Origin of the sequence: Cellulosimicrobium cellulans, from assembly GCF_042723955.1 — a bacterium.
Taxonomy (GTDB): domain Bacteria; phylum Actinomycetota; class Actinomycetes; order Actinomycetales; family Cellulomonadaceae; genus Cellulosimicrobium; species Cellulosimicrobium cellulans_H.
Genome location: NZ_JBHXIC010000026.1, coordinates 11342 through 24900 on the forward strand (window position 1 = coordinate 11342; position 13559 = coordinate 24900).

Annotated in this window: 13 protein-coding genes; 7 read left to right on the forward strand and 6 right to left on the reverse strand. The window is 76.8% G+C overall.

The genetic code is table 11. From position 1 onward, the window contains the following. Window positions 1-70 precede the first annotated feature (70 nt). From ACFWH7_RS09340 to ACFWH7_RS09365, 6 genes are read right to left on the reverse strand one after another with little or no spacing between them, the layout of a single operon-like run. Window positions 71-625, reverse strand: a complete 555-nt coding sequence (locus ACFWH7_RS09340; RefSeq protein ID WP_378216226.1) for a hypothetical protein — start codon at window positions 623-625, stop codon at window positions 71-73. Then, window positions 622-1974 (reverse strand): DUF58 domain-containing protein, encoded by a 1353-nt coding sequence (locus ACFWH7_RS09345; RefSeq protein ID WP_378216227.1) that lies wholly within the window; start codon window positions 1972-1974, stop codon window positions 622-624. Before ACFWH7_RS09345 ends, ACFWH7_RS09340 begins: the two co-directional genes overlap by 4 nt. After that, the gene (locus ACFWH7_RS09350; protein WP_378216228.1) at window positions 1971-2999 is read right to left on the reverse strand and encodes an AAA family ATPase; all 1029 of its coding nucleotides are present in this window, start codon (window positions 2997-2999) and stop codon (window positions 1971-1973) included. The genes ACFWH7_RS09345 and ACFWH7_RS09350 overlap by 4 nt, the downstream gene beginning before the upstream one ends. Continuing rightward, window positions 2996-3541: a hypothetical protein gene (locus ACFWH7_RS09355; RefSeq protein ID WP_378216229.1), complete on the reverse strand. Its 546-nt coding sequence runs from the start codon at window positions 3539-3541 to the stop codon at window positions 2996-2998. The genes ACFWH7_RS09350 and ACFWH7_RS09355 overlap by 4 nt, the downstream gene beginning before the upstream one ends. Continuing rightward, entirely contained in the window at window positions 3538-4344 is an 807-nt protein-coding gene (locus ACFWH7_RS09360; protein ID WP_378216232.1) for a DUF4129 domain-containing protein, read from the reverse strand. Before ACFWH7_RS09360 ends, ACFWH7_RS09355 begins: the two co-directional genes overlap by 4 nt. Beyond that, window positions 4341-5510, reverse strand: a complete 1170-nt coding sequence (locus tag ACFWH7_RS09365; protein WP_378216233.1) for a DUF3866 family protein — start codon at window positions 5508-5510, stop codon at window positions 4341-4343. The genes ACFWH7_RS09360 and ACFWH7_RS09365 overlap by 4 nt, the downstream gene beginning before the upstream one ends. A 35-nt stretch (window positions 5511-5545) precedes the next feature. On the opposite strand from ACFWH7_RS09365, the gene ACFWH7_RS09370 reads away from it, so the two are divergent. From ACFWH7_RS09370 to ACFWH7_RS09400, 7 genes are all read left to right on the forward strand, one after another. Beyond that, on the forward strand, window positions 5546-6664 hold the full coding sequence (locus tag ACFWH7_RS09370) for a helix-turn-helix transcriptional regulator (RefSeq protein ID WP_378216235.1): 1119 nt from the start codon (window positions 5546-5548) through the stop codon (window positions 6662-6664). Then, window positions 6657-7670, forward strand: a complete 1014-nt coding sequence (locus ACFWH7_RS09375; protein WP_378216237.1) for a helix-turn-helix transcriptional regulator — start codon at window positions 6657-6659, stop codon at window positions 7668-7670. Before ACFWH7_RS09370 ends, ACFWH7_RS09375 begins: the two co-directional genes overlap by 8 nt. A gap of 10 nt (window positions 7671-7680) precedes the next feature. Next, window positions 7681-8007: a hypothetical protein gene (locus ACFWH7_RS09380; RefSeq protein ID WP_378216238.1), complete on the forward strand. Its 327-nt coding sequence runs from the start codon at window positions 7681-7683 to the stop codon at window positions 8005-8007. A 57-nt stretch (window positions 8008-8064) separates the two neighbouring features. Next, entirely contained in the window at window positions 8065-8331 is a 267-nt protein-coding gene (gene tatA, locus ACFWH7_RS09385; RefSeq protein WP_378216239.1) for a Sec-independent protein translocase subunit TatA, read from the forward strand. Between the two features lie 36 nt (window positions 8332-8367). Further along, window positions 8368-9111, forward strand: a complete 744-nt coding sequence (gene tatC, locus ACFWH7_RS09390; protein ID WP_378216274.1) for a twin-arginine translocase subunit TatC — start codon at window positions 8368-8370, stop codon at window positions 9109-9111. 43 nt (window positions 9112-9154) lie between these two features. Next, on the forward strand, window positions 9155-10267 hold the full coding sequence (locus ACFWH7_RS09395; protein ID WP_378216241.1) for a diacylglycerol/lipid kinase family protein: 1113 nt from the start codon (window positions 9155-9157) through the stop codon (window positions 10265-10267). Between the two features lie 268 nt (window positions 10268-10535). After that, window positions 10536-13529, forward strand: a complete 2994-nt coding sequence (locus tag ACFWH7_RS09400; RefSeq protein WP_378216242.1) for a DEAD/DEAH box helicase — start codon at window positions 10536-10538, stop codon at window positions 13527-13529. The last annotated feature ends 30 nt before the right edge of the window (window positions 13530-13559 follow it).

A 13559-nucleotide genomic window follows, 5' to 3' on the forward strand; every position in this document is an offset into this window, starting at 1 on the left:
GTGACGGCGGGACGGCGTCGGGCGCCGTCCCGCCATCGTCGGGCGGTCCCCGGCCGCTCGCAGCGCGAGTTCAGTCCCGCGGCGTGACGAGCAGCACGAGGCCCAGCACGGCGATCCCGCCGAGGGCGGTGGCGACCGCGGACGTGACGTCTGCCGCGGTGATCGCCTGCACCGCGAGCGCCACGAGGAGGAGCGCGGCCTGGAGGACGACGACCCTGCGGAGGTCGGGCACGACGGCGCGCAGCTCCGCGCGCGCCTCGGGCGGCACGTGGTCCGACCACCAGGCCGTGCGCAGGACGAGGTGGCCCAGCGGGAGGAGGACGAGCACGACGGGGTCGAACGGAGCGCTCCCCTCCAGGAGCAGGACGAGCCCGCCGAGGAGCACGAGCAGGTGCGGCACCGGCGGGGCGGGCAGGTAGGCGGTGACGGCCCCGAGGCCGACCGCGGCCCCCCAGACCAGCGACTGCGCGAGCCCGGTCGTCTGGAGCGCGGCTCCGGCGAAGGTGGTGGCGAGGACGAGGAGGAGGACGCGCGGGCACCACCCGGGGAAGGTGCGCCCGGTCTCGACCTGGAGGCGAGGGCGCGGTCCGGCGGTGACCACGTCGCGTCGGGCGAGTCGCCTCATCGGGTGGCTCCGGTCGGGCTCGGGTGCGTGGGTCCTCGCCGGTCGAGCCGTCGTGCCGCGAGCTCGAGCGTCCCGCGAGCGCCTTCGGCGCCGGGCGTGCCGTCGTGCCAGCGTGCGACGACGATCCCGCGCTCGCGCAGGTCGTGGACGCGGTCCGCATGCTCGTGGCGGGTGACGGCCCAGGCGGTCGCGACGTGGTCGTCGACCTCGGTGACGGAGACGGGTGGGAGGACGTCGACGACGACCACCACGTGTCCGGTGTCGTGCCACTGGCGGGCGAGGCGGGGCGTCTCGTCGTCGAGCAGGGTCGAGAAGAGGTAGACGGCGGCGCCGGCCGGGACCTGGGGCGGACGGTGGCGGGCGGAGGGGTCGCCGACGGGTCGGGCGAGGGCGAGGCCGTGGAGGATGCGGCGCAGGTGGCGTCGTCCGCCGCCGGGTCGGACGGGTCGGGCGAGGCGGCCGAGGTCGTCGAGGGCGACGCGGTCGCCGTCGGCGAGGACGGCTTGGGCGACGGACGCTGCGGCGTGGCGGGCGAGGTCGAGGGACGTGGCCTCGTCGGGGCGTTGGGCGCCGACGCCGCTCCACGTGGCGAGGTCGGGGGCGACGTCGTCGCGGGAGTCGACGACGAGGACGACGGTCGCCTCCGCGGTCCCGAAGGTCCGGCGGACGTAGAGGGTGTCGAGGGTGGGGGAGCGGCGTGCGGTGGCGCGCCAGTCGATGCGGCGGAGCCGGTCGCCGGGGCGGAAGGCATCGACGTCGCGCAGCTCGGTGCCGTCGCCGGGGCGTCGGGAGGTGTGGGGGCCGGAGAGTCCGCGCAGGCGGGAGGCGAGGGGCAGGCGTCCGAGCGGGGTCGGGCGGGGCAGGACGAGGCGGCGCGGGCCGCGGGCGACGCGGGCGACCTGCTCCTCGACGCCGTCGGGCCCGTACGCGACGTAGTCGACGCGCAGGGTGTCGGTGACGCCGGTGCGGGCGGAGGGTGCGTGCCAGGCGAGCTCGTGGGTCCCGGTCGTGGTGCGGACCAGGCGTTCGGTGACGAGGCCGCCGGGGGCGAGGGCCCGCAGTCGCAGGAGCTCGACGCCGGGTGGGACGTCGGCGACGGTGCGGGCGGCGAGGGTCCCGGCCGGGGCGTCGGTGTCGAGGACGACCCGCACGCTGACGGGTCCGTCGGGGCGGTGGGTCCAGCCCCAGATGGCTCCGAGCAGCGGCGCGAGCCCGAGGAGGGCGGCGTCGGGGCGGCGGAAGAGGACGCCGAGGGCGAGGAGTGTGGTGCCGAGGAGGACGCCGGCGGCGAGGTGGACGGTGGTGCGCCAGTGGGGTGGATCGTCGCGGTCCGCCGTGGGGGTGCTCATCCGCGGTCGCCGACGGTGGCGGGGCCGGGGACGGTCTGGAGGATGCCGGCGACGACGGTCTCGGGCCGCAGGTCGGCGGCCCACGCCCCGGGGGTGAGGGTGAGGCGGTGGGCGAGCACGGGGACGGCGACGCGCTTGACGTCCTCGGGCAGGACGACGTCGCGTCCGTCGAGCACGGCGACGCCGCGGGCGAGGAGGACGAGGTTCTGCGACCCGCGGGGGGACGCGCCGACCTCGAGGTCGCGGTGGGCGCGGGTGGCGGCGGCGAGGTCGACGCAGTAGGCGATGACGTCGGGGTGGACGTCGACCTGCTCGACGGCGGCCTGCATGGCGAGGACGGTGTCGCGGTCGACGACCTGGCGGACGACGGGGTCGTCGTGGCGGCGGGCGATGCGGCGGGTGAGGACCTCGCGCTCCTCGTCGCGCGCGGGGTACCCGACGGACAGGCGCACCATGAAGCGGTCGAGCTGCGCCTCGGGAAGCGGGTAGGTGCCCTCGTGCTCGACCGGGTTGGACGTCGCGACGACGTGGAAGGGGCGGGGCAGCACGTGGGTGGTGCCCTCGACGGTGACCTGGCGCTCGGCCATGGACTCGAGCAGCGCGGACTGCGTCTTGGGGGCGGTGCGGTTGATCTCGTCGGCGAGCAGCAGCCCGGTGAAGACGGGGCCGGGCCGGAACTCGAAGGTCCGGGTCGCGGGGTCGTACACGGAGGAGCCGGTGACGTCCGAGGGCAGGAGGTCGGGGGTGCACTGCAACCGCGTGAAGTCGAGGCCGAGCGCGCGGGCGAGGCTGCGGGCGGCGAGGGTCTTGCCGAGCCCCGGGACGTCCTCGAACAGCACGTGCCCGCCGGCGAGCACGGTGGCGAGCGCCAGCGTGAGGGGTTCGCGGGCGCCGACGACGGCGGTCGCGACCTCGTCGAGGACGGCGCGGCCGTGCGCGGCGACGGTCGGCACGTCGACGCCCGCGGCGGGTCCGGCGGTGCGGGGGGCGGGGTCGGCGGTGCGGGGGGCGGGGTCGGCGGTCATCGGGGTGTCCCTCCGTCGGGGCGGTCCGGGGTGGTGGGGATCTGGTCGAGCCGGTCGAGCGCCGCGAGCCAGGTGTCGAGCTCCGCGGGCGTCGGGAGGCGTCCGTCGGTGACGAGGCCGTGGACGGTGCGGGCCGCGCGGGGACCGAGGAGACGGGCCACGTCGGTCGCGGAGCCGGGGTCGGTGAGGTCGTCGATCCCGTGGTGGGCGACGCGACGCTCCGTGAGGCGCCGTACCCGTCGGGCGGCGGCTACCGTGACGCGCCCGTCGCGGCCCAGGACCGACCAGCCGAGGTCGGACACGTCGCGCCGGTTGCCGTCGCGCCGCACGTCGGGGACGCGCGGCCACACGGTGTCCCCGGCGTAGCCGGTGCGGTGCCACAGCAGGACGCCCGCGACGCCGAGGGTCGTGAGCATGAGGGCGTGCGCGGGCGAGGATCCGAGCAGCACGAGGACGACGCCGAGCCCGACGACGGCGACGGCCGCGAGCAGGGCACGCCGGTCCGCCGGGCGCAGGCGATCCCAGCGCTCGCGCGCCCTCACGACCGTGCCTCGTCGCGCAGCGAGGGGTCGTGGGACGCGCCCGGGTCGGGTGTCCCGACCACGGGGCGTCCGGCCCGCGTCGCGAGGTCCGCCGCGATGCGTGCGAGCGCGGCGCGAGCCGCCTCCAGGTCGTGCACGCCGAGCGGCGTCTCGCCGAACCGGGCCCGGTGGTACAGGCCTCGGAGTGTCGCGACGGCGTCCGCGTCCACCCGGGTGCTGGCCAGGACGGCGCTCGTGAACTCCGTCGGGGTCTGCGCGGGGTCGCGCCGGGTGCCCGCCCGCTCCGCGGCGCGCTCGAGCGCGACCCACGCGGCGACGACGGCGTCGTGCGGGTCGACGTCAGGCACGTGCAGGTCGTCGTGCGCCCGTTCGACCGCCTCCCGCAGCTCGGGCACGACCGGGTCCTCGGCCGTGTGGACGGAGACGTCGCCGGGTGCCGTGACGAGGAGCTCTCGCCGGCGTCGCCGCACGAGGAGTGCCGGGAGGTACCGGCGCGCGAGCACGACGAGGACCACGAGCACGACCACGCCCAGGAACCAGAGCAGGTACGTGTCGAACGACATGCCGCCGGTGTCGGCCAGGACCCGGAGGTCGTCCGGGCCGGTGCTCGCGTCACGGGTCGTCGCGGTGTCCGGTGGCGGCGCGACCGGCTCCCGCGCGACGTCGTCGAACCAGCCCGGCGCCTCCCAGCCCCACGGCGCGCCGACGGCCGCGGCGAGCACCGCCGCGAGCGCCAGCGCGGCGACGGCGGCGAAGCGTGCCGGTCCGGGCCGGCGGTGGTTCTCCCCCTGCGGTGCGGTCATGCGGGTCGTAGCGACTCTGCGTGGACGCCGGCGACGGCGGCGGCGACGAACGCGGCGGGGTCGGCGTCGAGCCCGCGGCCCATGGTGGAGAGCCGGACGGGGACGGCGTGGAGGGCGTCGAGGAGGGCGGGCTCGGCGGGCACGTCGACGAGGTGGTGGCGCCCGGTGGGGGCGGCGAGGGTCGCGGCCTGCTCGGCGACGCGGCTCGTGAGGCCGGGCCCCCACCCGGCGAGCCGCTCGACGTCGGGCCCGGGGACGGGCACGGGGACGTCGCTGGGTGCGAGGGCGACGCGGCCGTAGGCGGTGAGGGAGTGGTGGGAGACGCCGAGGTGGCGGTCGCGGGCGTCGGCGCCGGAGACGCGCAGGGACGCGACGGGTCGGCCGCCCAGGGCGGCGACGGCGTTGAGGGCCTCGCCGGCGGCGACGCCGGAGAAGCCCCAGCGCGTGCCGGTGCCGAGGTTGCCGGGTCCCTGGGCGACGACGACGAGGTCGGCGCCGGTGACGTGGCGCGCGGCGAGGAGGCCGGTGTGCACGGTGACGGCCTCGAGGTCGCCGCCGAACGCCTGCCCGACGGTGAGGCAGGTGTCGATCCAGCCGGTGTCGCGCAGGGTGGCGACGGTGCGGGAGAACGCGGCGGGCAGCGCGCCGCCGTCGGTCATGACGTAGGCGACGCGGGGTGCGGGGCGGCCCGCGAGCGCCGCGGCGTGCCGGGCGCCGGCGACGACGGCGGGCAGGGCGGAGTGGAGGTCGGCGACGACGACGGGGGTGGCGTCGAGGTCGTCGGCGTCGCGGAGGGTGTCGTGGTGGGGGGACTCCTGCTCGTCGACGCCGAGGACGAGCGCCTGGAGGGGGGTGTAGCGGGCCTTGACGAGGTGGCCGGGGCCGGGCGAGGGGTCGGGCGGGAGGGGGGTGCCGGGCTGGGCGGGCCCGACGACGAGGGCGTACCCGCCGGTGCCGAGGCCGCGTGCGAGGGCGGAGACGTTGAGGAGCACGTGGTCGCCGGGGTCGGGGGTGCCGACGAGCTGGGTGTACGCGAGGGCGCGCACGGTCGCGTCGGGGTCGTCGTCGCGCCCGGGGAGGGGGTCGTGGAGCCGTACGTGCAGCTCCTGGGCGCCGGTCCAGGCCTTCGCGTGCGACACCACGGTCGCGGTCCGCCACGTGATCACGCGGCACACCCTATCGACCGACTAGCGTGGTACCGATGTCCGAGCCCACGCCCCCCTCCGTCGCGCCCGATCCCGTGCCCGGCTCCGTGCCGTCGTCGTCGGGGTCGTCGCCGACGAACCCGGCGGCGCGCCTGCTGAACCTGGTCATCGCGCTGGTGAACACGAACGCGTCGATGACGAAGCAGCAGATCCGTATCAGCGTGGCGGGGTACGGCGACGCGCCGTCCCCGGACGCTTTCGAACGCATGTTCGAGCGCGACAAGGACACGCTGCGCGACCTGGGGATCCCGATCGTCACGGTCGACGCGGGCGGGCACGCGGACGAGGTGGGGTACCGGATCGACCAGGACGCGTACGCGCTCCCGGCGGTGGACCTGACGCCGGCGGAGCTGGGGGTGCTGGCCCTGGCGGCGCAGTTCTGGCAGGACAAGACGCTGCGGACGGACATCTCGCGGGCGCTGACAAAGCTGCGCGCGGCGGGCGCGGGGGAGACCGCGATGGACGTCGTGGCGGGCCTGGCGCCGCAGGTGCGGCCGGTGGGGGACGCGTACGCGACCCTCATGGACGCGATCTCGGCGCGGCGCGCGGTGTCGTTCACGTACCGGGCGGCGAGCACGGGGGAGGTGCGGGCGCGGCGCGCGCAGCCGTGGCGGATCGCGGCGCGGCGCGGCGGCTGGTACCTGGTGGGGTTCGACCTGGACCGCGGGGCGCCGCGGTCGTACCGCCTGAGCCGGGTCGAGGGCCGGGTGCGGGCGACGGGCCCGCGCGACGCGTTCGAGGTGCCGGTGGACGTGGACGTGGACGCGGCGCTGGGCACGCGCGACGCGGGCGGGGTCGCGCGCCTGGCGGTCGTGCCGGAGCGTGCGGGCGCGCTGCGGGCGCGCGGCACGGTCGTGGGGTCGGTGCCGGACGCGCGGGCGGGCGACGGCGCGGGCCGCGACGTGCTGGAGGTCGCGTACGACGTGCGGTACGCGCTGGCGGACGAGGTCGTCGGGTACGGGGACGCGGTGCTGGTGCTCGGGCCCCCCGACCTGCGCGCGGCGGTCGTGCGGCGGCTGCGGGACGCGGCCGCGCTGGGTTCTGCGCAGGACGCCGGGGAGGGCACGGGCACGGGCACGGGCGAAGGGTCGACGGAGGTGACGGGGCGTGGCTGAGCGCGCGGACGACCGGCTGGTGCGCCTGCTGGGCATCGTCGCGTACCTGGACGGGGCGGGACCGGTGCCGGTGGGCGAGCTCGCCCGCCACTTCGGCGTCAGCGAGCGCCAGGCCCTGGACGACGTCGACGCCCTGTGGGTGTCCGGCACACCCGGGTACTGGCCGGACGACCTCATCGACTTCGACGCCGACTCGATCGAGCGCGGCGTCGTGCGGCTCACCGAGGCGCGCGGCATGACGCGGCCCCTGCGGCTCGGCACGCGCGAGGCGGTCGCGCTCATCGCGGCGCTGCGCGCCATGCGGGAGACCGCGGCGGTGCAGGCCGACCCGGAGCGCGCGGGCGTCGTCGAGTCGGTGCTGCGCAAGCTCACCCACGCGACCGGCGAAGCCGCGGCGGCGCTCGACGTGCAGCTCGCCCCCGAGGGCGACCCGCGCGTGGTCGCCGCGATCACCAGCGCGCTCGTCGCGGGCCACCGCCTGCGGATCCGGTACGTGACGGCCGCGGACGAGGAGTCCGAGCGCGAGGTCGACCCCGTGTCGCTGCACACGCAGGACGAGCACGCCTACCTGCTCGCGTGGTGCCACCGCGCGCAGGGCCGACGCACGTTCCGCGTCGACCGCATCCTCGCCGCCACCGAGCTCGACCAGGCCGTGGAGGGGCACGACGTCGACCCCGACGTCGACTTCACCCCCACCGGCGACGCCCCGCTCGCGACGATCACGTTCGCCAGCCCGGCGCGCGCCGTCGCCGAGCAGGTCCCCGTCGAGTCCGTGCGCAACCTGCCCGACGGCGCGTTCGAGGTGCGCCTGCGCGTCACCAACCCGGTGTGGCTGCGCCAGCTCCTCACCGAGCGGGCGCGGCACGTGCTCGCCGTCGAGCCGGCGTCGGTCGCTCGCGACGTGCGCGACGCCGCGAGCGCCGCCCTGTCCGCGTACGCGCACCTGCCGGGCGAGCCCGACGGCGGGGCGGGCGACGAGGCGTCCGGCGAGCGGGCTGCTGGCTAGGGTGGGCGGCATGTGGTTCTGGATCTGGACGCTGCTCGTCGTGGGCACGCTCGTGGGCGCGTTCTTCCTCGCGCGGCGCCTGTGGCGGTCGATGAAGGGGCTGGGGCGCGAGCTGTCGCGCGCCTCGCAGGTCGCGGCGGACCTGAGCGCGCGGGCGGACGAGCTGTCGCGCGCCCTGGAGGAGGCGCAGCCGTCGACCGCGCCGACCCTGTTCGACGACCCGGTCGTGCTCCAGGAGCGCGTGGACCTGCTGCGCGCCGAGCGCGCCGAGCGGCGCGTGCTGCGGCGGCGGCGCGACGAGCAGGTCTGGTCCCGCTGGCGCCGGTTCAACGCGTAGGGTTCACCACGTAGACTCGCTCGCATAGCGCCGTTCGCCTCGAGGAGGAGTTAGCCCATGGGCATGCTCAAGCCCTGGCACATCATCGTGCTGGTCGTCGTCATCCTGCTCCTGTTCGGCGCGCGCCGGCTCCCCGACCTGGCCAAGAGCGTCGGGCAGTCTCTGAAGATCTTCAAGAGCGAGGTCAAGGACCTGCGCGAGGACGACACCACGCCGCCCGCGGCGGGCGGCACGGGCACCGCGTACCCGTCGACCGGTACCTCCTCGCCGACCGTGACCGGAGGGACCACGTCGCCCGAACCGGGCGACACCTCGAAGGGATAGTCGGTGTCACGTACCTCCCGTGACCCCGAGGGGCGGATGCCGCTCCGCGAGCACCTCCTGGAGCTGCGCAAGCGTCTCTTCCTCGCCGCGTGCGGCCTCGTGGTCGGCGCGATCGTCGGATGGTTCCTCTACGAGCCGCTGCTCGAGGCGCTGCAGGCGCCGCTGCTCAAGGCGGCGGAGGAGCAGGGCAAGGTCATCAGCCTGAACTTCTCGGGCCTGGCCTCCGCGCTCGACATGAAGGTCAAGGTCTCCCTCTTCCTCGGCGTCATCGTCACGTGCCCGTGGTGGCTGTACCAGCTGTGGGCGTTCATCACCCCGGGTCTGACGACCCGGGAGAAGCGGTACGCGTTCGCGTTCCTCGGCGGGTCCGTCCCGCTGTTCCTCGGCGGTGCGTTCCTCGCGTGGTGGGTCCTGCCGCACGCGGTCGACATCCTCGCCGGGTTCGTGCCCGACGGCGCGACCAACCTCGCCGACGCGCAGGGCTACCTGAGCTTCGTCATGCGCCTCGTGCTGGCGTTCGGTCTCGCGTTCGTGCTGCCCGTGGTGCTCGTCGCGCTCAACGCCGCCGGGCTCCTGCGGGCGTCCGCCATGGCCAAGGGCTGGCGCTGGGCGGTGCTCATCGCGTTCGTCTTCGCGGCCGTCATGACCCCGACGCCCGACGCGCTGACGATGATCTTCGTGGCGCTGCCCATCTGCGGGCTCTACTTCGCCGCGCTCGGCATCAGCTACCTCCACGACCGGCGCGTCGACAAGCGCGACGCCGCACGGCTCGCCCTGTGAGCGCCGTGCCCCGGCCGCGCCCCACCGGGCGCGGGGGATGCGCATGAGCACGGTCGCGCTCGTCGTCAACCCGACGGCGGGGCGCGGCCGCGGCCGCACCGCGGGGGCGCGCACCGCCGAGGCGCTGCGCGCGGCCGGGCACGACGTCGTCGACCTCAGCGCCCCCAGCCTGCCCCTCGCCCAGGAGTCGGCCGACGCCGCCGTGCGCGGCCCGGGCGGCGACGGCGCGGGAGCCCGACCCACGGTGGACGCCCTCGTCGTCGTCGGCGGGGACGGCATGGTGCACCTCGGCGTCAACGCGACCGCCGGGACCGGCGTCCCGCTCGGCATCGTCGCGGTCGGGACGGGCAACGACTTCGCGCACGGCCTCGGGCTGCCCACGACCCGCGCCGACCGGTGCGTGGACGCCCTCCTCGCCGCCCTGGGCACCGCCGCGAGCACCGTGTCCTCGACGAGCGCGCTGCCGTCCGTGCGCGCCGTCGACGCCGCCCGCGTCACGGGCGAGCACCTGGCCGCGCCCCGCTGGTACGCGGGCGTGCTGTCCGCGGGGATCGACGCGGCCGTCAACGCCCACGCGAACGCGGCCACGTGGCCGCGCGGGCGGTCGCGGTACGCGCGCTCGGCACTCACGGAGATCACCCGGTACCGCCCGTACGGGTACCGGGTCACGCTGCGCGGCGTGCCCGCGGGGGACGAGCTGCCCGACCTGCTCGCCGGGGCGCCCCTCCTGCTCGACGGCGCGGCCCTCGGGACGAGCCCCGACGCCCCCGACGCGCAGGGCGGGCGGACCGTGGTGTGGGAGTCACCGGGCGCGCTCGTGTCCGTCGCGAACGGGCCGCGCATCGGCGGCGGCATCCGGATCGCGCCGGCAGCGGCGCTCGACGACGGCCTGCTCGACGTCGTCGTCGCGGGCCCGTTCGGGCGCTGGGGCGCGACGCGCATCTTCCCCGGCATGTACGCGGGGCGGCACCTGGCGAACCCCGGGGTCGGGACCCTGCGCGCGACGTCGGTCACGGTCGCGGCGACCGAGGCGGGCGCGACCCCGCCGCACGCGTTCGCCGACGGCGAGCACCTGGGTTCCCTGCCGCTACGGGTCGACGTGGTCCCGGGCGCGCTGCACGTCTTGGACGCCGCGGCCGGCCCGGCCGCGCGCTGACCGTCCGCCGCCGTCCGCAGGCCGTCCGCCGACGACGCTTCGATCGCCCGCCGGCGGCTCGCCGCCGCACCCCGCGCGCCCCCCCGCGCGGGCGGCGCCCGGCCCCCCCCCCACCGCGATCGCCACGGGAAGGTTGCGGCCCGCCTTGGGCGCGCGCCCGGCGGCGCGCCGGGCCCCCCCCTCACCTCGGCGCGCCCCCGGGGGGCGGGGCCCCGGCACCCCCGGTGGGCGGCGGCGCCCCCCCCCCCCCGGACCGTAGGCTGGCACCATGACGGCCGCTGAATCGCCCGCCGCCCGTTACGCCGCGTCCCGGGCCCGCCAGGCGGCGTCCCGCACCCGGCTCGCGGAGTTCCGGCAGGTCCTCGACTTCCCCCTCGACGACTTCCAGGAGCGCGCGTGCGAGGCGCTCGAGGAGGGGCGCGGCGTGCTCGTGGCGGCCCCCACGGGCGCGGGCAAGACCGTCGTGGGCGAGTTCGCCGTCCACCTCGCGCTCGACGGCGGGCGCAAGGCGTTCTACACGACCCCGATCAAGGCGCTGTCCAACCAGAAGTACGGCGACCTCGTGCGCCGCTACGGCGCCGACTCGGTGGGCCTGCTCACGGGCGACACGACGATCAACGGGGAGGCGCCCGTCGTCGTCATGACGACCGAGGTGCTGCGCAACATGCTCTACGCGGGCTCGCGCACGCTCGACGGACTCGCGTTCGTCGTCATGGACGAGGTGCACTACCTCGCCGACCGGTTCCGCGGGCCGGTGTGGGAGGAGGTCATCATCCACCTGCCCGACGACGTCCAGCTCGTCTCCCTGTCCGCGACGGTGTCCAACGCGGAGGAGTTCGGCGACTGGCTGGAGATGGTGCGCGGCGACACGACCGTCGTCGTCAGCGAGCGCCGGCCCGTGCCGCTGTGGCAGCACGTGCTCGTCGCGTCGGCGAACCCGGCGACCGGGGTCGCGCACGCGGGCGGCGGCCGGGCGCTCGGTGCGGACCTGCTCGACCTGTACGCGGGGCACGTGGATCCGACGGACCCGGGCGTGAACCCGCCCATCAACCCGGACCTGCTGGCCGCGTTCCGCGCGGCCCCGCGCACGAGCGCGTCGGGTCCGGGCGGGCGGCGCGGCCCGGGCGACCGCGGGTACCGGGGGCGGGGCGGGCGGCGCCCCGGCCCTGACCGGTCCGCGGTAGGGGCGCGCCGCACCCCGGCCCGGTTCGCCGTCGTGGACGCCCTGGACGGGGACGGGCTGCTGCCCGCGATCTACTTCATCTTCTCCCGCGCCGGGTGCGAGGGCGCCGTGCAGCAGTGCCTGGCCGCGGGGCTGCGCCTCACCTCGCCTGCGGAGGAGGCGGAGATCCGGCGCGTCGCCGAGGAGCGCACCGAGACCATCCCCGCCGAGGACCTGGACGTCCTCGGGTACTGGACGTGGACCGAGTCGCTGGCGCGCGGGATCGCGGCGCACCACGCCGGGATGCTGCCCGTGTTCAAGGAGACCGTCGAGGAGCTGTTCAGCCGCGGCCTCGTCAAGGTCGTGTTTGCGACCGAGACGCTCGCGCTCGGCATCAACATGCCCGCCCGGTCCGTCGCGCTGGAGAAGCTCGTCAAGTGGGACGGGACCGCGCACGTGGACGTCACCCCCGGCGAGTACACCCAGCTCACCGGCCGGGCGGGGCGGCGCGGCATCGACGTGGAGGGGCACGCCGTCGTCGTCGACCACGCGGGCCTCGACCCCGTGCACCTGGCGGGCCTGGCGTCCAAGCGCCTGTACCCGCTGCGCTCCAGCTTCCGCCCCACGTACAACATGGCGGTCAACCTTGTGGCCCAGGTCGGGCGGGACCGGGCGCGCGAGGTCCTGGAGACGTCGTTCGCCCAGTTCCAGGCCGACCGCGGCGTCGTCGGGCTCGCGAAGCAGGCGCAGGTGCACGCCGAGGCCCTCGACGGGTACGCGCAGGCCATGACGTGCGACCGCGGCGACTTCGCCCAGTACGCGGCGCTGCGGCGGCGCATCACCGCGCGCGAGGGCGACCTGTCGCGCGCCGCCAGCAGGTCGCGCCGCGCGGAGGTCGTGGCCGCGTTCGAGCGGCTGCGGCCCGGGGACGTGGTCGAGGTGCCGTCGGGGCGGCGCGCGGGCTACGTCGTCGTGCTCGACCCGGGGGAGGGGGCCGGGTTCGACGGTCCCCGCCCCACCGTGCTCACGCAGGACCGGCAGGTGAAGAAGCTCACCGTCGCCGACGCGCCCGGCGGCATCCGCACCGTCGCCAAGGTCCGGGTGCCCAAGTCGTTCAACCCGCGCGTGCCGGCGCAGCGGCGCGACCTCGCGTCCACGCTGCGCAACGCCCTCGGGGCGCTCGACGAGCCCGGCGCGCGCCCCGGGCGCACCGCCCGCTCCCGGTCGGCCGCCGCCGACGACGCCGAGCTCTCCCGCCTGCGCGCCCAGCTGCGCGGCCACCCGTGCCACGACTGCCCCGACCGGGAGGACCACGCGCGCTGGGCCGAGCGGTGGGCTCGGCTCAAGAAGGAGCACGACCAGCTCGTGCGCCGCGTCGAGGGCCGCACCGGGTCCATCGCGCGCGTGTTCGACCGCATCTGCGACGTGCTGCTCACTCTCGGCTACCTCGCCCCGGGCGACGCCGCGGACGACCCGGTCGCGCCGCTCGAGGACGCCCTGGACGCGGAGGAACCCGCGGGCGGGTCCCGCGACGACGGGGACGGCTCCGGCAGCGCGGGCGGACAGGGGGCGGGCCGGGCCGGGCTGCGCGTCACGCGCGACGGGCAGTGGCTGCGGCGCCTGTACGCCGAGAACGACCTGCTGCTGGCCGAGTGCCTGCGCCGCGGCGTGTGGGAGGACCTCGACGCTCCCGCCCTCGCGGCGGTGGTGTCCACGTGCGTGTACGCGGGGCGGCGCGAGGACCACGGCGAGCCCGACGTCCCCGGCGGCCCCCACGGCAGGCTCGCCCGCGCGCTCGAGGCGACCACGCGCGTGTGGTCCGAGGTGGACGACCTCGAGGAGGCGCACGACATCGACGCGACCGGCGCCCTCGACGAGGGCCTCGTCACCGCCGTGCACCGGTGGGCCGTGGGCCGCAGCCTCGACGCCGTGCTGCGCGGCTCGGAGATCGCGGCCGGCGACTTCGTGCGCTGGTGCAAGCAGGTGATCGACGTCCTCGACCAGGTCGCGACCGCCGCGCCCACGCCCGCCGTGCGGCGCACCGCGCACCAGGCGATCGAGAAGCTGCGGCGCGGCGTCGTCGCGTACTCGAGCGTCTGAGCCGACCGGGCAGAGCCCGCGGAAGCCAGG